At 59.5% G+C, this 20,486-nt stretch carries 17 protein-coding genes; 9 read left to right on the forward strand and 8 right to left on the reverse strand.

The genetic code is table 11. The annotated features are described in order from the left end of the window. Positions 1 to 9 precede the first annotated feature (9 nt). The 6 genes from KSS91_RS11705 to KSS91_RS11730 all read left to right on the forward strand — a co-directional run bounded on the left by KSS91_RS11705 (position 10) and on the right by KSS91_RS11730 (position 9,532). Entirely contained in the window at positions 10 to 1,284 is a 1,275-nt protein-coding gene (locus KSS91_RS11705) for an MFS transporter (RefSeq protein WP_217838026.1), read from the forward strand. A gap of 3 nt (positions 1,285 to 1,287) precedes the next feature. Then, positions 1,288 to 2,295, forward strand: a complete 1,008-nt coding sequence (locus KSS91_RS11710; protein WP_217838027.1) for a YeiH family protein — start codon at positions 1,288 to 1,290, stop codon at positions 2,293 to 2,295. 179 nt (positions 2,296 to 2,474) lie between these two features. Beyond that, positions 2,475 to 4,301, forward strand: coding sequence for a DUF1302 domain-containing protein (locus KSS91_RS11715; RefSeq protein ID WP_217838028.1), 1,827 nt, complete (start codon positions 2,475 to 2,477; stop codon positions 4,299 to 4,301). Positions 4,302 to 4,339: 38 nt separating this feature from the next. After that, positions 4,340 to 5,698: a DUF1329 domain-containing protein gene (locus KSS91_RS11720; protein ID WP_217838029.1), complete on the forward strand. Its 1,359-nt coding sequence runs from the start codon at positions 4,340 to 4,342 to the stop codon at positions 5,696 to 5,698. A 169-nt stretch (positions 5,699 to 5,867) separates the two neighbouring features. Then, positions 5,868 to 6,944 carry a WD40/YVTN/BNR-like repeat-containing protein gene (locus tag KSS91_RS11725; protein ID WP_217838030.1) on the forward strand — a complete coding sequence of 359 codons (1,077 nt, stop codon included), beginning with the start codon at positions 5,868 to 5,870 and terminating at the stop codon, positions 6,942 to 6,944. A gap of 29 nt (positions 6,945 to 6,973) precedes the next feature. Then, complete coding sequence (locus KSS91_RS11730) at positions 6,974 to 9,532, forward strand: efflux RND transporter permease subunit (RefSeq protein ID WP_217838031.1); 2,559 nt, start codon at positions 6,974 to 6,976, stop codon at positions 9,530 to 9,532. Between the two features lie 31 nt (positions 9,533 to 9,563). Here the strand turns inward: KSS91_RS11730 and KSS91_RS11735 are convergent, their stop codons facing one another. Next, positions 9,564 to 10,370, reverse strand: coding sequence for a lytic transglycosylase domain-containing protein (locus KSS91_RS11735; RefSeq protein ID WP_217838032.1), 807 nt, complete (start codon positions 10,368 to 10,370; stop codon positions 9,564 to 9,566). A 222-nt stretch (positions 10,371 to 10,592) separates the two neighbouring features. On the opposite strand from KSS91_RS11735, the gene KSS91_RS11740 reads away from it, so the two are divergent. Further along, entirely contained in the window at positions 10,593 to 11,030 is a 438-nt protein-coding gene (locus KSS91_RS11740) for an NUDIX hydrolase (protein WP_217838390.1), read from the forward strand. Positions 11,031 to 11,328: 298 nt separating this feature from the next. On the opposite strand, the gene KSS91_RS11745 is transcribed toward KSS91_RS11740, so the two are convergent. The 4 genes from KSS91_RS11745 to KSS91_RS11760 form a co-directional block, all read right to left on the reverse strand. After that, a complete protein-coding gene (locus KSS91_RS11745) occupies positions 11,329 to 12,327 on the reverse strand; it encodes an NADP-dependent oxidoreductase (protein WP_217838033.1) in 999 nt (332 codons plus the stop codon). A gap of 68 nt (positions 12,328 to 12,395) precedes the next feature. Further along, positions 12,396 to 13,265: an alpha/beta fold hydrolase gene (locus KSS91_RS11750; RefSeq protein WP_217838034.1), complete on the reverse strand. Its 870-nt coding sequence runs from the start codon at positions 13,263 to 13,265 to the stop codon at positions 12,396 to 12,398. Between the two features lie 84 nt (positions 13,266 to 13,349). After that, positions 13,350 to 14,138, reverse strand: a complete 789-nt coding sequence (locus KSS91_RS11755) for an SDR family NAD(P)-dependent oxidoreductase (RefSeq protein WP_126045454.1) — start codon at positions 14,136 to 14,138, stop codon at positions 13,350 to 13,352. 52 nt (positions 14,139 to 14,190) lie between these two features. Then, positions 14,191 to 15,291, reverse strand: coding sequence for an alkene reductase (locus KSS91_RS11760; RefSeq protein ID WP_217838035.1), 1,101 nt, complete (start codon positions 15,289 to 15,291; stop codon positions 14,191 to 14,193). A gap of 149 nt (positions 15,292 to 15,440) precedes the next feature. Here KSS91_RS11760 and KSS91_RS11765 point away from each other — a divergent pair, with 149 nt between their 5' ends. Beyond that, a complete protein-coding gene (locus tag KSS91_RS11765) occupies positions 15,441 to 16,028 on the forward strand; it encodes a TetR/AcrR family transcriptional regulator (protein ID WP_217838036.1) in 588 nt (195 codons plus the stop codon). A 381-nt stretch (positions 16,029 to 16,409) separates the two neighbouring features. Beyond that, positions 16,410 to 16,874 carry an Imm30 family immunity protein gene (locus tag KSS91_RS11770; protein ID WP_217838037.1) on the forward strand — a complete coding sequence of 155 codons (465 nt, stop codon included), beginning with the start codon at positions 16,410 to 16,412 and terminating at the stop codon, positions 16,872 to 16,874. 357 nt (positions 16,875 to 17,231) lie between these two features. Here the strand turns inward: KSS91_RS11770 and KSS91_RS11775 are convergent, their stop codons facing one another. From KSS91_RS11775 to KSS91_RS11785, 3 genes are all read right to left on the reverse strand, one after another. Then, positions 17,232 to 18,158 (reverse strand): MurR/RpiR family transcriptional regulator, encoded by a 927-nt coding sequence (locus tag KSS91_RS11775; protein WP_217838391.1) that lies wholly within the window; start codon positions 18,156 to 18,158, stop codon positions 17,232 to 17,234. A gap of 69 nt (positions 18,159 to 18,227) precedes the next feature. Beyond that, a complete protein-coding gene (locus KSS91_RS11780; protein WP_217838038.1) occupies positions 18,228 to 19,340 on the reverse strand; it encodes a succinylglutamate desuccinylase/aspartoacylase family protein in 1,113 nt (370 codons plus the stop codon). Positions 19,341 to 19,398: 58 nt separating this feature from the next. Further along, positions 19,399 to 20,175 (reverse strand): ABC transporter substrate-binding protein, encoded by a 777-nt coding sequence (locus tag KSS91_RS11785; protein ID WP_217838039.1) that lies wholly within the window; start codon positions 20,173 to 20,175, stop codon positions 19,399 to 19,401. Positions 20,176 to 20,486: the final 311 nt, after the last annotated feature.

Consider the following 20,486-nt stretch of genomic DNA (forward strand, 5'->3'; position numbering starts at 1 on the left):
GTACAGACGATGTTCTGGAAAAAGAGTCCTTGCGCCGTTTTGGCAACGCTGATGGTGATTCACCTGCTGGCCCAGGTGGACCGCAATATCCTGCTGGGTTTCGCCCCGCAAATCACCGGCGAACTGGCGATCAATAACGCCCAGTACGGCTTTCTGGTCGGCGCGGTCTGGGTCCTGAGTTACGGGGTGATGGCGGTGTTTCTCGGCGCGCTGGCCGACCGACACAGCCGGCCACGGGTGATCGGTGCCGGCATGCTGGTCTGGAGCGCCTGCACGATTGCCTCAGGCTACGTGCAGAACTTCGAGCAAATGGTGGCGGCGCGTTTTCTCGTGGCCACCGGTGAAGCCGCGTTGGTGCCTGCCGCCACGGCACTGTTGATGGAATTGTTCTCGGAGAAGCGCCGGGGCACGGCGATGGGCCTGTTCTACCTCGGCATTCCGCTGGGCATCGGTTGCAGTTTTTTGTTGGCGGGTACGCTTGGCGCCGCCCATGGCTGGCGCACCACGTTCCACTTCCTGGGGCTTGCCGGGATTGTCATCGGCCTGCCGTTGATGTTGATGAGCGACAAACGCAGCTGCCACGCCGTGCAAGAACGCGGCGCGTCCCTGACGACGCAGATGGCCGCAGTGTTCGCGGAGCTGCGCAGCAACCGCGTGGTGCGCTACACGGTGGCCGGTTTCGTGCTGGCGCATCTGGTCTATCCGGGCATTTCGTTCGCGCAATTGTGGATCGCTCGCGAGCGCGGCATGGACCCGGCGACCATCGCCACGACCATGGGCGTCATGCAGATTGTCTTCGGTTCGCTGGGCGCATTGGCCGGTGGCGTCTTGAGCGATCGCCTGGCCCCGCGTTTCAAGGGTGGCCCCGCCAGTGTGCTGGTACTGCTGGTGCTGGTGAGTGCGCCGTTCATGATCGCTTATCGCCTGGTGCCGACGGACTCGCCACTGTTCTACGTCGGCATGGCGGTGGGCATTTTCATGTTGATGTCGCTGTACGGTTGCGCGACCACCGCGATCCAGGGCGCAGTGCCTGTGCGCATGCGTTCGACGGTCATGGGTTGCTCGATGTTGCTGCTGAACCTGTTCTCGGTAGCGCTCGGCACCTTTGTCGTGGGCTGGATCAGTGATGTGCTGACGACTGCCGGGGTGGCTTCGCCGCTGAGCCGTGTGTTGCTGGTCAGCGACATTCTGGCGCTGCTGCTCGGTGGCTTGTTCTTTTACGTGGCGGCACGGATCAAGCGCGAAAGCACGCGTGCGCTGCCGGCCATGGAAATCAAGGCCTAGCTTATGTCCAGGTCCGCCGTCATTCAGTTTCAGTCGGTTGTCAGCCAATACCTGCCGGGTGTGCTGGCGAGCGTTGTCGTGGCGATTGCCGCGCGCTTTCTGGCTGATCAATACCACGCGCCGGTGATGTTGTTGGCGCTGCTACTCGGCATGGCCATGAATTTCCTGGCGGCGGGGCCGAGCAAGCCGGGTATCGACTTCAGCGCCCGTGAAATCCTGCGGGTGGGCGTGGCGCTGCTGGGGCTGCGCATTTCCCTGGAGCAGATTGTGGCATTGGGCTGGCATCCGGTGCTGATCGTCGTGGTGTCGGTGGTGGTGACCATCGTGGTGTCCATGCTGGCGGCGCGCGCCATGGGTTTCAACGTGCTGTTCGGCCTGTTGTCCGGTGGTGCCACGGCCATTTGCGGCGCTTCGGCGGCGCTGGCCCTGGCGGCGGCGTTGCCGGCCCATCATGCCAAGGAGCGCGCGACGCTGTTCACGGTGATTGGCGTGTCCAGCCTCTCGACCCTGGCGATGATTGTCTATCCGGTGATTGCCCGGGCGCTCGGTCTGGACCCGCTGCAGGCGGGGGTGTTGCTCGGTGCCACCATCCATGACGTCGCCCAGGTGGTGGGCGCCGGGTACAGCATGTCCCATGACATCGGCGATACCGCCACGGTGGTGAAACTGATGCGCATCGCCATGCTGCTGCCGGTGATCGTCTGCGCGGTGTTGATCACCCGCTCCCAGGGCGGGAACGACACCGGTCAGCGGCCGCCGTTGCTGCCCTGGTTTGCCGTGGCCTTCGTGGTGCTGGCGACAGTCACCAGTTTCGGCTGGTTGCCTGCGGCGGTGCAGAACCTGGGCAATCAGATGTCGAGCTGGTGCCTGGTGGTCGCTATCAGCGCGCTGGGCATGAAAATCCAGCTCAAGGAGCTGGCCACGGTGGGGCTCAAACCCATTGTGTTGATGGTCGGTGAAACTGTGTTCCTGCTGGGGCTGGTGTTGCTGTTGATACGACTCGCCGGTTGAGTCGGGTCGTTCCATAGCGCGCAGGATGCTGAGCCCGGCGGTATTGATCGGGTTACTTGAATGAATCGAACACTCCCCTGATGGGGATAAGAGTGGTGAGCACTGTCGCGCCCGAATCGGGTGGCCAGATGTTTTTTCATGAACATAAAACAACAACAAGAAAAGATCGGAGCCAACGTATGCGGATCAACAAAAAACTCGGTGTGGGTGTGTGGGAGCCAACACTGCTGGCCTCTGCGCTATTTATCGCGGCAGTGCCGGCGGCTCATGCCTTTGAACTCGATACCGGAAATGAAGACTGGACGGTACGTTTCGACAACACCTTCAAGTTCAACTATGCCCAGCGGGTGGAAAGTCCCAACAGTAAGTTGGCCCGGTCATGGAACAACAACGACGGTAACCGTAACTTCTCTTCGGGCAGTGCGGTGTCCCAGCGCCTGGACGTGCTCTCGGAACTGGATGTGGCCTACCAGAAGAAGATGGGTTTTCGCGTCAGCACCAACAGCTGGTACGACCATGCCTACGACAATGTCGGCAGTGACAACGCGGCGACCAACCAGTTGAACAATGGTCGCCCGGACTCGCGCCATGTCAGCGGCTATGTCGATCGCTATTACAACGGGCCGTCGGCGGAAATCCTCGATGCCTTCGTTTTCGGCAGTGCGGAAATCGGTGACGAGTCGATCCTCAGCGCCAAGCTCGGCAAGCACACCCAGTACTGGGGCGAGAGTGTCCTGGCCTTTGCCCATGGCAACAGCTACGGCCAGTCCGGCCTGGACATCACCAAGGCGCTTACGGTGCCAGGTACCGAAGCCAAGGAATTGTTCATCCCGCGCAACCAGCTGTCGATGAGCTTCACGGTCAACCCGGAGCTGACGCTGGGTGCGCAGTATTTCCTCGATTGGGACGCTTCACGACTGCCGGAATCCGGGACCTATCTGGGCTTCAACGACGGCATTCAGAACGGCGGGCACAACCTGTCGCTTATCGGTGGCTTGAACCCGCGTTTCGGTACGCCCGGACCCTTGGGAGCGAACCAGTTCCTGCGCCTGAGCAATGGCCATACCTTTACCCCGGACAAGCACGGCGACTTCGGCCTGATGGCCAAGTGGAGCCCACAATGGCTGGACGGCACGCTCGGTGTCTACTACCGCAAGACGTCCGACATCCTGCCCAACCTGGTGCTGCAACCGACCGCTGTCGGCCCGGCGCAGCTGATCTCCGGCAACATTGGCAGCTACAACCAGTTCTACGTCGATGACATCGATATCTATGGCCTGAGCCTGTCGAAAAGCGTTGGCGATGTCAGCGTCGGATTCGACCTGAACTACCGCGAAAACATGCCGCTGGCCAGTGTGCCGGGCACCGTCAATGCAGCGGCGGCCGCCGCCGGAGTACCAGGCTTCATCGGCAGCTTCAACGGAGAAAACGGCGTGGCGCGCGGCAATACCATGCACGCTGTGCTTAACGGCCTGACGACTTTCGGCGACACGCCGCTGTGGGACAGTTCCTCGTTGCTGGTCGAGCTCGGCTACAGCCGCTGGCTGAAAGTGACCGACAACAAGCAGCTGTTCAAGGGCGAAGACTGGTATCACGGCACCGACAAGGTCACCCGCGACAACTACATCGTCGGCGTCAACTTCAACCCGACCTGGTTCCAGGTGTTCCCCGGCGTCGATATGTACATGCCGATGACCTACAACGTCGGCCTCAATGGCAACTCCGCCGTGCAGTTGGGCGGCAACGAAGACTCCGGCAGCTACTCGGTCGGCGTCGGCTTCGACATTCGCAACCAATACCGCTTCGACCTGAAATACGTGGACAACTTCGGTCCATTCGATACCTGCAGCTCGCCGGGCAGTGCAGGCAGTCAGGGCGACGGCTCCGCACCGGGTGTGAACGGACAGTACAACTGCACTCCAGGACAAACCACCGCCTTCGGCGGTACTCCGGCCCAGCTCAAGGATCGCGGCATGGTGACGGCCACCTTCAAGACAACTTTCTGATTCGCGATTGCTTAAAACCCAGTCAGGAGAACGACACAATGAAATGCATGCACACTCTGTTGACCACCTCGGTTGCGCTGGCCTTCGCCGGTCTGGTCCAGGCCGCCGTACCCGCCGCCGATGCCGCCAAACTGGGCAGCAACCTGACCGCCGTCGGGGCCGAGAAGGCGGGCAATGCCGACGGTTCCATTCCGGCCTACAACGGCGGGTTGACCAGCCCGCCGGCTGGCTTCAAGGCCGGTGATACCTTCCGCCCGGATCCTTACGCCAGCGAGAAACCCTTGCTGGTGATCGACGGCAAGAACGTCGCGCAGTACAAAAACCAGCTGACCGCCGTCACCGTCGAACTGGCCACGCGTTTTCCAAGCTTCCGCGTCGAGGTCTACCCGACCCACCGCAGCGTCGCGCTGCCGCAAAGCGTGCTGGACAACACTCTGAAAAACGCCACCGGTGCCAAGTCGCTGGAAGGCGGCAACGCGATCGAAAACGTGCTGCCTGGCGTGCCGTTCCCGATTCCGCAGTCAGGTGCCGAAGCCATGTGGAACCACCTGTTGCGCTATCAGGGCGTGGCTTACTCCACCAAGTACGATTCGTGGAACGTCGACGCCTCGGGCGCGCAAAACCTCGCCACCAGCGGCGAAATCGTCAACTCGTTCCCGATTTTCGAAGACCCGAGCAAGGTCATCGATGGCAAGGACACCTACTTCCAGACCCGTCTGTTCTACACCGGCCCGGCGCGCCGTGCCGGTGAGGCGATCATGCTCAAGGACGCCGCCAACCCGCTGGCCCAGGCCCGTCGTGCCTGGCAGTACCTGCCGGGGCAGCGCCGGGTGAAACTGGCACCGACCCTGGCCTACGACACGCCGAACCCGGGGACCGCAGGTTCCGGTACTTACGACGACGTCTATGTGTTCAACGGTGCGCTGGATCGCTATGACTGGAAACTGGTGGGCAAGCAGGAAATGATCGTGCCGTACAACACCTACGCGCTGAGCTACATCAAGGACCCGAAAGCCTTGACCACGCCGAACCACCTGGCGCCGCAATTCGTGCGCTGGGAAAAACATCGGGTGTGGGTGGTGGAAGGCACGCTCAAGGACGGTGCCCGTCACGTCTACGCCAAGCGCCGCTTCTATCTGGATGAGGACAGCTGGGTCGCTCTGGCTTCCGATCAGTACGACGCCCGTGGCCAGCTCTATCGCGGTTCATTCAGCTTCCTCTCGCAAAGCTATGACGTGACCACGCCCAACACCACGCCACACGTGATCTACGACCTGGTCGGCGGTACCTACAACATCAACGGCCTGTCGGGCGCCTACGGCGGCATCAAGTACATCGCGCCGCTCTCCAAGGCGCAGTGGTCGCCGGATGCGCTGGCCGGTAACGGTGTTCGCTAAGCCAACCGCAAGCAAGCGCTCGCACGATCCACTGTAGGAGCGAGCTGGCTCGCGATGGACCAGAGGGCGACGCGGGCATCCAGAAAGCACGCGTCATCGTTAACGTCCATCGCGAGCAGGCTCGCTCCCACATGACCTGCACGACGCGGTTTTCCGAGGAGGACGCAGCATGTGTTCGTATAAAAATAATATTTTGCGTATGGCGTTAGGCGTTGTGCTCGGCCTGTCGCAGGGCATCACCCAGGCGGCCGATTACGTCGATGTGCTGGACTTGCCCGCCAGGGCCAGTGCATTGGCCGTGCGCAGCCCGTTGCTGGATGTTGCCAATGCCGGGCAACGGCTGGTGGCGGTCGGGCAGCGCGGGCACATTCTTTATTCCGACGATTGCGGCCGGCAATGGCAGCAGGCGAGTGTACCGGTCAGCAGTGACTTGAGTGCGGTGTATTTTGCTTCGCCGCAGCAGGGCTGGGCCGTCGGCAACGATGGCGTGATCCTGCACAGCAGCGACGCCGGCGTGACCTGGAACAAGCAACTGGACGGTCGACAGATCGGCGCGTTGCTGGTCAGGCATTACACGACGCTGGCCACTGCCGAGCCGGCCAATGAGCAGTGGCCGCTGTTGGTCGCTGATGGTCAACGGCTGGTCGAGGAGGGCGCCGACAAGCCGCTGCTCGACGTCTGGTTTGCCGACGACAAGGTCGGCTACGTGGTCGGCGTGTTCAACCTGATCCTGCGTACCGAGGATGGCGGCCAGAGCTGGACGCCGTTCCAGGACCGTACCGACAACCCGCAGAACTTTCACTTTAATGCCATCGCCTCGACCGGTGATGCGCTTTACATCGCCGGCGAGCAGGGTCTGCTGCTGAAATGGGAGGCGGCGCAGCAGCGTTTCGCCGCCCTGGCCACGCCCTATCAGGGCAGTTTTTTCGGCGTCGTCGGCAAGCCTGGGGAAGTCGTCGTCTACGGCCTGCGTGGCAACGCGTTGCGCAGTACCGATGGCGGGTCGAGCTGGACGCCGTTCGACACTGGCCTGCAGGTCAGCGTCACTGCCGCCGCGATTGATGCCCAGGGTCACTATCGCCTGTTCACCCAGGCGGGGCACATGCTCGCCGATCAGCGTGACAACGCCCAATTGCACTTGATGCCGCAACAGCACCCGTCACCGGTCGCCGGTGCCACCCTGGCCGTCGATGGTTCGCTGGTCGTGGTGGGTGCGCGTGGCGCACGTGCGCTTCTCAAAGAATAAGAGCCAGAACATAGAGCGAGTACTCAGACATGGCCCCTACCAAGCAAGACAACATGCCGGTGATCCGCGACCTGCGCGACTTTGATCGGCGCTCCGGCAACCTGCTGGAACGGCTGGTGTTCAACTATCGTCCGCTGTTCATCGTGCTCATGACCCTGGCCACCCTGGTGCTGGGCTACATGGCGGCGACCCGTCTGGAGTTGCGCCCAGGCTTCGAAAAAATGATCCCGCAGAGCCAGCCGTACATTCAGAATTTCCTCGAGAACCGCCACTCGTTGCGCGGCCTGGGCAATTCGGTGCGCGTGGTGGTGGAGAACACCCAGGGCGACATTTTCGACCCCGAATACCTGAACGTGCTCAAGCAGGTCAACGATGAGCTGTTCCTCACCGAAGGCGTCGACCGCGCCTGGATGAAATCGCTCTGGACCCCGGCCGTGCGCTGGACCGAGGTCACCGAAGAGGGCTTTCAGGGTGGCCCGGTAATGCCCGACAGTTATCAGGGCTCGCCCTCCGATATCGAGCAGCTGCGCCAGAACATCAACCGCGCCGGCATCGTCGGCAGCCTGGTGGCCAGCGATTTCAAGTCGACCATGTTGATCGTGCCATTGCTGGACAAGGCTTCGGCCACGGGGAACGGCATCAACTATCACGCGTTCTCGCAGATGCTCGAAGAGCAGTTGCGCGACAAGATCGAATACGCCGGCGACAGCGCTGCGCGTAAATCCGGGGTAGAAGGCACCGGCCATTACAAGGTGCGGGTGATCGGCTTCGCCAAACTCATGGGCGACCTGATCGATGGCCTGATTCAGGTGATGATGTTCTTCGGTCTGGCCGTCGTCACTTCATTGGCCATCATCTACGCCTACACCCGTTGCGTGCGCAGCACCTTGCTGGTGGTTGGCTGCTCGCTGGTCGCGGTGGTCTGGCAACTGGGCATCGTCGCCTGGCTCGGTTACGCCATCGATCCGTACTCGGTGCTGGTGCCGTTTTTGATCTTCGCCATCGGCGTGTCCCACGCCGCGCAGAAGATGAACGGCATCATGCAGGACATCGCCCGTGGCACCCACAAGCTGATCGCTGCGCGCTACACCTTCCGCCGCCTGTTCATTGCCGGCGTCACCGCATTGCTGGCCGATGCCGTGGGCTTTGCGGTGCTGATGCTGATCGACATTCCGGTGATCCAGGACCTGGCGATCACCGCCAGCATCGGCGTCGCCGTGCTGATCTTCACCTCGCTGTTGCTGATGCCGGTGGCGCTGTCCTATATCGGAGTTGGCGCCAAGGCCGCCGAGCGCGCGCTGAAAATCGACACCCGTGCCGAAAAGCACAAAGGCTTCGGCCGGTTGTGGGACGCGCTCGACCGCTTCACCACCGCCAAGTGGGCCACCGGTGCCGTGCTGGTCGCGGTGCTGATGGGCATTGGCGGCTATGTGGTCAGCCTCAACCTGAAGATCGGTGACCTGGAAAGCGGCGCCCCGGAGTTGCGCGCCGACTCGCGCTACAACCGCGACAACGCCTACATCACCCAGCATTACGCACTGTCCAGCGACCTGTTCGCGGTGATGATCAAGACCGCGCCGGAAGGCTGCCTGAACTACAAGACCCTGGTGCTCGCCGACCGCCTGGCCTGGGAGCTGCAACAGTATCCGGGCGTGCAGGCCACCGCGTCCTTGGTCAACGCAGTACGGCAGATCACCGCGGGCACCTACGAAGGCAACCCCAAGCTCAACAGCATCCAGCGCAACCAGGACGTGCTCAACTACGCCGCGCAGCAAGCCTCGGTCAACTCCCCGGAGCTGTTCAACACCGAGTGCTCGCTGATGCCGGTGATCGCTTTCCTCAAGGATCACAAGGCCGAAACCCTCGATGCGGTGGTCGCCATCGCCGACAAATTCGCCAAAGAAAACAGCACCGAGGATCGCCAGTTCCTGCTCGCCGCCGGCAGCGCCGGTATCGAAGCGGCGACCAACATCGTGGTGCGCGAGGCCAATCGCACCATGCTGCTGTACGTCTACGCGGCGGTGACGCTGTTCTGCCTGATCACCTTCCGTAGTTGGCGAGCCACGCTGGTGGCGCTGTTGCCGCTGGTGCTGACTTCGATCCTCTGTGAAGCCTTGATGGTGGCCATGGGCATCGGCGTGAAAGTTGCGACCCTGCCAGTGATCGCCCTCGGTGTCGGCATCGGCGTGGATTACGCGCTGTATTTACTCAGCGTCCAGTTGCAATACCAGCGCCAGGGCTTGCCGCTGTCCCACGCCTACCGCAACGCCGTTTCCTTTACCGGCCGGGTGGTCGGCCTGGTGGGCATCACCCTCGCCGCCGGCGTGGTGTGCTGGGTCTGGTCGCCGATCAAGTTCCAGGCCGACATGGGCATGCTGCTGACCTTCATGTTCCTGTGGAACATGTTGGGTGCATTGATATTGATCCCGGCGCTGTCGCATTTTCTTTTGCGTACTCATCACGTCCTTGGCAAAAAAACGGACGAGATGACGTTGGAGGTGTCAGGTGCCGAGGCGTCGCAAGGGCTTGGATACTGCGAAACTGAACAGGCGGGTAAGGGCAGGATGCCCGTCAGTCGGGTGGAGTAAAGGGATATACCGGGTTATGCGCCCCAGGGCACTAGCGATGGTTGCGATAGCGTTCGGTCAAGGACTGCACGAGGGTGACGTAGGATTGCGTCTCGGCGTAGGGAGGCACCCCGTTGTACTCGACCACGGACGCTTCGCCGGCGTTGTAACCTGCCAACGCCAGCACCTGGTTGCCGTTGAAGCGCTTGAGCAGCCAGGCCAGGTAGCGCACACCGCCACGAATGTTCTGTCGTGCGTCGAACGGATCGTCCACGGCGAAACGCTCGGCGGTGGCGGGCATCAACTGCATCAGTCCCTGGGCGCCGGCTTCGGAAATGGCGTAGGGGCGAAACGCCGATTCGGCATGTATCACTGCGCGGACCAGCGCCCGGTCGACACCATAAAGACCCGAAGCGGCTTCGATCTCCCGCCGATAGGATTGGGTGTCCAGGCGCAGTGAGGCGACCTTGAAATCCTTCGGCGCCCTGCACAGATAGCAGCCCTTGATGTAATAGAGATCAATGACATCGACCCGTGCGGAAATCCCGACGGGGCGCCGGCTCACATATTGACGAACACCCCTGTGGATGAAGGTGAACACCCGAACCCGCACCGCGCCCGAGCTGTCGTCCCGCACAAGCCGTGGCTGGGCCATTGCCTTGGCGCCGACACCAGCGCCCGCCATGCCATTGAGGCGAGTGCAGCGGGCGCTGGCGATGGCTTGGCTGCTGTAGCTGATGGCTCCGTCCCTGGCCTGGCACTTGTACATGGCGCTGGCGCACAGTGGAGCGACCAGCAAGGTCAGCTCGATGCAGCCAAGAAGGCTCTTGCGAGCCCATCGCCATTCACTGGAACTCATCACATCGCTCCGCGCCGCAGGCGCCGATCAGGCTTGGGGCGCCTGGCCCGGGTGACCCGCCTTTTGTTCTGATAGTTATACCCCTTGTTACCGGCCTTGGAACTTGCGTTGACGTACGGGCTGCTTGCGACCCAGGCTGACAATCACGATGCAATCCCGCACCCGTTGCGCAATAGCTGAAAGCGTATGATGCTGAGCTTCATTACCGATAAGGAAATCGCCATGCTTCCCGACAAGGCCTGCTCAGTAGTGCTTTCTTACGCGCGGCTCCCCAGAATCCTTTTGTTCCGTCATCCTCAGGCTGGGGTGCAACTGGTGAAGGGAACCATTGAAAAGGGAGAAGCACCGGGTCAAGCAGCCCTGCGTGAACTGGCGGAAGAATCGGGTATAAGCACCGCCGCAATCGAAGACGATCTAGGATGTTGGGAGTCCGGTCATCACGGTCAGATCTGGTCGTTTCAACTTTGCCACGCGGGTGGACCACTACCTGAACAATGGTCACACCAGACGCTCGATGACCATGGCCACCTCTTCGAGTTTTTCTGGGCTTCGCTCGACCGTTTACCTTATGAAGATTGCCACCCTGTTTTTCGTCGAGCGCTGGTCTTTTTGTGTGAGGTCTTAGAGGCGCGTGGTCACTTGATGGACAAGCATCCTTGATTCAGCTGACGAACGACTGCTTTTGGCTGGAAGCGTCACCCGATTCTGCCGCCCTCGGATAGTGAGTCGGCGTTAGCGATAGTTGGAGCCAGCCTTGCTCGCGCCCCCTTCATGCAACCGGTTTCCTGCTGCTCAAGCATCAAACTGCGCCAAACGATCACTGGCGGTTCAATGAACACAACGTCCGGTTGCGGCCCTTGCTGTTTTCGCGACTCTGGCGAGGTCACCCCGGATGATGACTGCTGAGGCAGTGAAAATTGCTCAGCCCCTGCGGTTAGCTCATCGATCTGTGGCGTCGTCATTTGAGCGTAACAACGACCTTGCCCTTGGCGCGTCCCTGCTCGACGTACTTCAACGCCTCTGCCGTTGATTCAAAGGTGAAGGAGCGATCAACCACAGGTTTGATGATTGCGTCCTCAACGAGCGCGGTGATTTGTTGCAGTTGAGCGCCATTGGCCCGCATGAACACGAACGCATAGCTGACATCCTGCTTGCGCGCTTTGCGACGAATGCCAAGGCTCAGCAGGCGCATGACTTGCTGCAATGGCCAGGACAACCTTTGTTCCTGCGCGAACTGTGCAGTGGGTGGACCTGAGATGGAAATGAGCTGGCCGCCGGGCTTGAGGACCTTGAGTGACTTCTCCAGTACATCGGCGCCGAGGCTGTTCAACACCACGTCATAGTCGTACAGGACACTCTCGAAGTTCTGCTGTGTGTAGTCGATCACTGCATCGGCCCCGAGTGCCTTCACCCATTCGACATTCGCGGTGCTGGTGGTGGTCGCGACAAAAGCGCCGAGGTGTTTGGCGAGCTGGATGGCGAGCGTGCCGACGCCGCCGGAGCCGGCGTGGATCAGTATTTTCTGGCCCTTTTTCAGTTGGGCGGTTTCGACCAGCACTTGCCAGGCGGTCAGTGCAACCAAGGGGAGGGACGCGGCTTGTGCCATGGTGGTATTGGCGGGTTTGTGTGCGACCGCGTTTTCGTCCACAGCGATCAATTCGGCGAACGTTCCGATCCGTGCTTCAGGCGGGCGAGCGTAGACCTCGTCTCCCGGCTTGAACCCCGTCACCTGTGCTCCAATCCGAACCACTACGCCGGCCAGGTCATTGCCCAGCACCAGCGGAAATGCATAGGGCAGGATCAGTTTGAATTCGCCTTTGCTGATCTTCGAATCCAGCACGTTGACGCTGCTGGCGTGTACCTCGATCAAGACGTCGTGGGCGCCGACTTCAGGGACGGGCACTTCGCCAATGCGCCCGTTGTTCTTGCCATAGCGATCAATTAGAAATGCCTTCATCGTGGTGCGGCTCTTGTCGGTTGGAGGGAGGGTGGGCGGTACGTTTTCGGTGTTGATGTGCCGCGTTGTCAGGCATCGAGGAATGCCAGTGCCTTGGCCACGAAGTCAGCGTAGTTCTGGAAAATTCCGCCGTGCCCGGCATCTTCATAAATAACCAACTGTGCGTTGGGGACGCGGTTGGCCAGCGCCAGCGAGTTAACACTGGGCACCATGATGTCGTTGTCGCCGTTGACTATCAGCGTCGGCGCCTGCAAGCGCCCGAGGTCTTGCGGCGCCTGATTGCCCCACGCGGTGATGGCTTTCAACTGCCGCAGGAAAGCGCAGGGCGTCGGGCCTTTATCGCGATTTTTCTTGCGCGCTTTCAAGCGTTGCAAATACTGCGAGGCGGATCGACGGCCGTTGGGCGTCGAAGTAAAGAACAGGTAGAACCTGGGATCGCGAAAGGTCAGTAAGCCTTTGAGCATCAATGGCCACGTGACTGCGCCGACCTTGTCGATACCGGTGCCGCCGGCCGGCCCGGTGCCGGTCAGAATCAAACGGCGAACCAGTTCAGGCGCCTTCAGGGCGATGTCCTGAGCGACGAAACCGCCGAGCGAAAAACCGAGCAAATCAACGGTTTCGAAGCCCAGTGCCTGCATCAGTTGGATGGCATCGTCAGCCATTTCGCCGACTGTCAGTGGTGCGGTTCCACCTGAGCCACCGATACCGCGATAGTCGGTGGTAATGACGCGCCTGGTTTGTGCCAGGCCATCGATGATCGCGGGGTCGAAATTGTCCAGCACCGCGCCCCAATGGTTGAACAGTACGAGAGGCACACCGGTTGTGGGGCCGGTGTCGCGGTAGGCGAAGGGAATGCCGTTGACCGTGATCGACTGGTTCGCCGCGTTGATGAACGACGTCTGCGAACCCGAGGGGGTATTTGTCTTCGTTGGATTCATTTCTACTCCGGACAGCGAGCCTGACTCGATGCAGTGTCTGGCGCGCCTGCATCGAATCCGGCGCGAACGCTCGCTACCAAAAGATCACTGTTGGGATTGGTAGCGCTGGGCAACCGCAGCCTGGCGGATTTGCCCCAGCAAGCCCTGACGTGCGCTCTGCAGGTCATCCCAGCGTTCAGCTTCGTGCAGCGGCGGGATCGTCACCGGTTCACGACGATCGAAACCGACGAGTGCGGCATCCACCAGATCGTCCACTTCCATGATTTCGTTCAAGGTGTTGATGTCGACGCCGGAACGATCCCAGATCTCCGTGCGGGTGGCTGCCGGCAGCACGGCCTGCACGTAGACGCCCTGAGGCGAAAGTTCCAGGCTCAGGCCCTGGGAAAGGAACAGCACAAATGCCTTGGTCGCACCGTAGACCGACATGCCGAACTCCGGAGCAAGACCCACCACCGAACCGATGTTGATGATCGCGCCTTCGCCTGCCTTGGCCAGGCGTGGGGCGATGGCGCTGGCCAGGCGCACCAGCGCTGTGGTGTTGAGGGCAACCAGTTGCGCGACGCTGTCGGTGCTTTGGTCGATAAAGTGACCGGACAGCGCGGCGCCGGCGTTATTGACGAGGATGCCGATACGGGCGTCGTCGCGCAGGCGGCTTTCAACGGTTGTCAGATCGCCGAGTTGGGTCAGGTCCGCCGCAATCACCTCGATGGTGACGCCGTGTGCGTTGCGCAATCGGGTTGCAAGTGCGTCCAGACGTGCCTGGTCTCGGGCGACCAATACCAGATCGTGGCCGCGTTGCGCGAAGCGCTCGGCGTAGACGGCGCCAATGCCGGTGGAGGCGCCGGTGATGAGAACAGCGGGACGAGTGCTCATGGGTTATCTCTCTTTGAGGATGTGTTAAACAGAAAGCGTGATCACTGATGACTCAGCTTGCGGGGGCGCTCGATTCAGCCAATGTCGGGTAGTCGATGTAGCCCTCTGCACCGCCGCCATAGAGCGTGGCGGGATTGAGAGCGGACAACGGCGCGCCGCTTTTGAGGCGCTCTACCAGATCCGGATTGCCAATGAACGGGCGACCGAATGCGATCAGATCGGCCAGGTCTTCGGCGAGCCTTGAAGTCGCCAGGTCCAGGTCGTAGCCGTTGTTGGCGATGTAGGTGTTTTTGAAGCGCTTGCGCAGGGCGCCGAAATCGAATGGCGCCACGTCACGCGGGCCACCGGTCGCGCCTTCGACGACGTGCAGATAAACCACGCCGAGGGCGTCGAGTTGCTCCACGACGTAATCGAATTGCGCCTGCGGATCACTGCTGGATACGCCATTGGCCGGCGATACCGGAGACAAGCGCACACCAGTGCGATCCGCGCCGATCTCATTGACGACCGCCGCCGTCACTTCGAGCAACAGACGCGCTCGATTTTCAATCGAACCGCCGTAAGCATCAGTGCGCACATTGGCGCTGTCCTTGAGGAATTGATCCAGCAAATAGCCGTTTGCACCGTGAATCTCCACACCGTCGAATCCGGCAGCGACAGCGTTTGCCGCGGCGTGGCGGAAATCGGAGACGATCCCTGACAGCTCACTGATGTCCAGCGCGCACGGCTCGGAAGCGTCTTCAAAGCGGTTGTTGACGAATACTTTGGTGGCGGCGCGCAGCGCAGAAGGGGCCACGGGTGCGGCGCCGTTTTCTTGCAGATCAACGTGCGACACGCGGCCGACATGCCACAGCTGCAGAAAGATTTTTCCGCCCTTGGCATGGACGGCATCGGTCACTGTGCGCCAGCCGTCAATCTGCGCCTGTGTGTAGATCCCGGGGGTGTCCTGATAGCCCTGGCCTTGCCGGGAAATCTGCGTGGCTTCGCTGATCAGCAAGCCTGCGCTGGCACGTTGGCTGTAATAAGTGGCCGCGAACTCGCTGGGGACAAAGCCTTGACCGGCGCGGTTACGTGTCAGCGGCGCCAGGACGATGCGGTTCGACAGCGTGAGGGCGCCAAGCGTGTAAGGGGTGAACAGATTCTGATCGGTCATCTGGTATTTCTTCCGTGCCCGTTGATGGAGATCGGTGGTGTGTGCAATTAGGATGATGATCTTAATCTAAACTGTCAACGGCTTTGATTATGATCAGCATCTATGTATGCTTGGCCGCATGATTTCCCAGTGAACATGAGGTATTGCACGTGAGAGTGACCAAGGCCCAGGCGCAGGCCAATCGAGAACACATCGTCGAGACGGCATCCAGGCTGTTCCGTGAGCGTGGCTTTGACGGCGTGGGTGTGTCGGATCTCATGGCGGCTGCCGGTTTCACCCACGGAGGTTTCTACAAGCATTTCGGTTCGAAGGCCGCCCTGATGGCCGAAGCCTCGGCCTGCAGTCTTGCCAAATCGCTGGCAGGTGCCAAAGCGCTCGACGTTCCCGGCTTCATCGACGTCTATGTGACGAGGGAACACCGGGACGGACGCGACAGCGGTTGCACCATGGCCGCGTTGTGTGGCGACGCGGCGCGTCAATCGGATGATTTGAAAACGACCTTTGCCGAAGGGATCGAATACACCCTGCAAACGCTGGGGGAAAAATATCCAACGGGGCCGGATGCCGCGGAGGGTGAGGGGAGAAAGAAAATGATCGACCTGCTGTCACGTGCTGTCGGCGCGATTATTTTGTCGCGAGCCTGCCCGGATGATTCCGCGCTGGCGGATGAGATCCTTGAAGTGTGCCGCGCTGAAATGTTTGCTTCGTTGCCGAACGATGATGTGGAAGCGGTTTAGAAGGGCGGATTATTCAAAGCGTGGTTTTCGGTTGAAGTTCGATTTTATGCTCGGACCAGAACGTCAATTTGGGGGGGGGCGAAAGTTGCGGCTCACGAATGACGGATTTTGGTCGATTTCTGCCGGTCACCAAAGGCAGAAAACGGCCAAAAGCAACCGGTGGATGGAGCAATAACCAATGAGTAAGCGTCCGGCCAAGTCATCTTCCGAACGCCAGCATTAAGGGCGATGGTGTCCGCGTTTTTTAAGCGGACGCGATCACCCTTAATCGCCAGGATTTCCATGCGCCAACGAAGCTCTTACTGAAATCCGAGCTGCCCTGCAAGACTTGATACAGATGAATAAGACTAACTACCCCACCATTTTTGCGAAGTGAAGACGATGAACGCAAAATACGATAGCGAACTTCAAGCACTGCGTCGCGAGATTGAAACGGAGGGCGCACGCCCCTCGGTAATCGACGCGCGTGTCGACGCCATGCTGGCCGAAGGCGGTAAGAACTTAGCAGCAGATTTGCTCTCAATGCTTTCCGACAAGGCTGAATATGATGAAGGGATGTTTACGCTTGTTCACGCGGCTGAATCACTCGATGTAGCTCCGTATGCGTCATATGTGTCGGCACTGCTGTCGGTATTTCCAGCGCTTTTTACTTCGTCGCCACGTTGGGCATCCATCATTCTCATGCGCTTGATGAATGGCGATGCGAGCCGACAGGAGCTAGTCCGCCAACTCCGTAGCGCTCCAGCACCGGTAAAGGAATCAGTTCGCGTCATGTGCGTTCGAATTAACGAAGTAAGCCCGGAATTCTTGAGCAAGACGGTGCCGGTGACTTTGGCTGCGGCGTAATCTTAGAAATTCCGTAGCAAAAAGGGGACGGATTTATTTTCCGCTGCCTAGGTAAATAAATCCGCCCCCTTTACCCCTCCAACTACCGAACGATTGTTCCTGGCCGATTTTTGCCTGTCGCGAAGGGCTGAAGAGTGTCGTTCTTTGCCGGATGTCACTACTGTTTGCTCTGGTCAAGTCGAACGCAAACGGTTGGTCAACATCAATGCAAATGAGTGGTAAAGTCCATGCAATTGCGCACAAACGACCTGATCCTAACTGTCATCGCTATCGCGACCAATTCACTCGCCGAGCTTTCGCCACTGAAGTTACATTGCTGAGCGTCAACTGTGCCGCGACGGCCATTTCTCACAGGTGTTAACGGCTGAGCGGCTTTCTCTTCGAGCTTGGCTTGCTATTCGCAGAAACATGCAGGTAGGACAGCACGCTTTCAGTTAGCTCGGCAGAGAGTCTGACTGCTTCCTTATTTCGCGTCATGACGGCGGCAACCAAACCCTCGATCAACGCCAAAACAGCCGAGTTTGAGCTGATGAGTACTGGATGGTTCGCCGCAGCAAACAGTGCGTGATGCGCGATGTTGGCCAAAGGCGATGCTGGCGAGTCGGTGATGGCTAGCACCGAGGCTCCCCGTTCTTTGGCAAATCTCGCTAATTGCAGTGTGTCTTGGGAGTAACGGGGCAGCGAGATCGCCAGAAGGACGTCGGCGGGCGTGATGGATGCCAATCGATAGGCTGCGTTCTCGTTGCCACCTTCCATACTGATTGCCTGCGCATCGGCAATGAAGGGAATCAGGTTGGAAGCGGCAAGTCCTGCCATGTAGGCACTGTTTCCAAAACCAAGGATGTAGATTTTACGCGCCTGGATGAGTGCACTGACAAAGGCTTCGAACACTTCTGAGGAATTGTTGGTGTTGGTCGTGCTCAGGTTGCTGGTTGCGATTTGAAGTTGCTCGGTCAAACCGAATTCCCCCAAGGGCCGGTGGGCCATCTCATTGCGCAACTTGTCGACGGGCGAAACCATGTCTTGCAACGTAGCGACCAGCTCTACTTTCAATTGCGTGTAGCCCTTCAGACCTATCGCCCGAGCAAGCCGATTGACTGCTGCCGGCGAAGTCATAGACTCTTGGGCCAGCTCTTCGATGGTCAGGGTCGCGGCCTTCAGTGGATGACGCAGGATGAAGTCAGCCACCTTGCGCAGTGACGGTTGCAAATCCGGTGCAGCCTCGGCGAGGTTGCGCATGATGGGCGCTGTATAAACGGTGGCATTGCGAGGAGGTTGAAGCATAAGTTGGGTCGGCCTATCGATCAGTTGCCCCAGTGTATCTGAAGCGAGCGAAATCACGGGAGTGCCGCCTCAATCGGTCAAGAGTCGGCCATGACGAATGGGGTCGCTGCCTGTGACCTTGGCTAGCCACAGGCCGGGTTGGGCAAATCGCAGGCGCTCACGGGCATAAAGCACGCCGTTGGTGGTAGCGCAAACCCGTGTATGACGGTCAGTGATTGGATCGAAGACTTCAAAGAGCGCGTCCCCTTTGTTTACTCGTGCACCCAACGGTTCCAGGAATGAAACGACCCCGGCGTGTGGGGCATAAGCATACTGCGCCCCTGCAAATGGCGTGGCTTCACAATAGGAGGGGGGGACTTTTGGCCATTCGCCGCTGATCATCTTCAGGTCGCCCAGGTACGCCAGAATGGCTTCTGCATGGGCTTGGGCAGCGACGTGACCGGTGTCCGCCATACCGCCCAGTTCTATGGTCGTCGCCATGCAAGCCATCGGAATGGATGCGTCTGGAAATTGCCTGGCCAACTGGAGCCAAGGAGTGGAGCATGCTTCGTCAAAGGAATCGCCGCCGGCCGCTTCGGCCAGTAAAGCCGCGCCGGCGCCGAGTCGGTTTGCCAATGACTCAAGTGAGTCCCAAAGCTGCGGCAGGCTATAAAGCAGAAGAATTGACTCGAAATCGCAATGCAGATCAAGTACCACATCGGCATCACAGGCGTGAGTCAACAAAAGGCGTTGCAACCCTTCAAGCGCTGAGGTCGCTTGAGGCAGTTCGTTTAGCGCTTCGTGCATGGCTGCTCGAATGACCGCCACATTATCCTTGGCCTGTCCGCTCAGGCGCCCGGTAACCCGAGCAGCCACCGGTTCCCCGAGTGACGGGAAATCCCGATTGAAATTTTTGCCGCTGGCAAAGTCGAATCGCCCCTGATGAGTGGCTTGAAACATCTGTGACAACCCGATGGGATTGGCCACTGGAACCAGTTCAATCGTTGCGTTCAGCCGACCCTCTTGCTCCAACTCGCGCAAGCGCTTTTTCAGCTCGACCGCTACGCGCATGCCCGGTAATTCATCCGCGTGCAGCGACGCCTGAATGTAGGCTTTGCGAGGGCCGCTACCAAAACGAAAAACCGACAGACGTCGTTCGATACCCGGGCTGCCCCAGGGTAGCAAGTGCTCAATGTGTTGCATGGAGAGTTCCTGAAAAAGGCAGGCAGGAGTCGCTAAAACACGACTCCTGCGCAAGTGATCAGCCGCCGTAGATGTCGTAGCTGAAGTACTTGTTCTGAATCTTCTGATAGGTACCGTCTGCGCGAACGGCGTCGATGGCGGCGTTCAGTTTTTCAGCGGTCGCGGAATCGCCTTTGCGTACCGCAATACCCGCGCCGTTACCGAAGTATTTGTTATCGGTGAAGTCCGGGCCTACCAATGCGAAACCCTTGCCTGCATCGGTTTTGATGAAACCTTCATCGATGTTGACGATGTCTGCAAGGGTGGCGTCCAGGCGTCCGGATGCCAGGTCCAGGAACGCTTCACCCTGAGAGCCGTAGCGCACGACTTCAATACCCGCTGCGGCGAATTTGTCACTGGCATAGCGATCGTAGGTAGACGCTCGCTGAACGCCCACCCGCTTGCCTTTCAGGTCTATCAGCGGGTCGTCGATAACGGTACCGGCCTTCATCGCCAGCTTGCCGGGGGTGTGATAGTACTTTTTGCTGAAATCGACCGATTTAAGCCGATCGGGGGTAATCGACATGGAGGACAGGATTGCGTCGATCTTGCGTACCTTGAGGGACGGAATCAATCCGTCGAACTGCTGCTCAGTCCATACACATTTGACCGCCATTTTTTCGCACAGCGCATTGCCGATGTCGTAATCGAAACCGGAGATCGCGCCGTCTGCTGTCTTGGACGCAAAGGGTGGATAGGCTGCTTCGATACCGATGCGCAGCGTCTGTTCTTCTGCCATCGCGAACGCGCTCATGGCGGTCAACGCCACAGCGCCGAGAAGTGTGATTGTTTTCATTGTACGACTCCTTATAGCGGGTATCAGGGTAAGTAGAACTGGTCGACGAGCACGTATGGCGCTTGACTTGAATCGGGAGCCACCATGACGGCAATGAAACGATTATTTTCATGAAATGTAAAATAGGAAAATAATAAAATCATTCTGTGTGGCAAAAAACTGATCTTGTAAATTTTATAAGACGTTGAAATAAAACGATTAAATTAGATTTTGTGGCCTGAAATCGGTTTTTTAAGCTCTGATCAAAGCCCTTGATCAGCCAAAATATGCGGTGTATAAGCTTTCATCCGCCATAAGTCTGAAAGAAAAAT

Source organism: Pseudomonas azerbaijanorientalis (assembly GCF_019139795.1).
Taxonomy (GTDB): Bacteria; Pseudomonadota; Gammaproteobacteria; order Pseudomonadales; family Pseudomonadaceae; genus Aquipseudomonas; species Aquipseudomonas laurylsulfatiphila.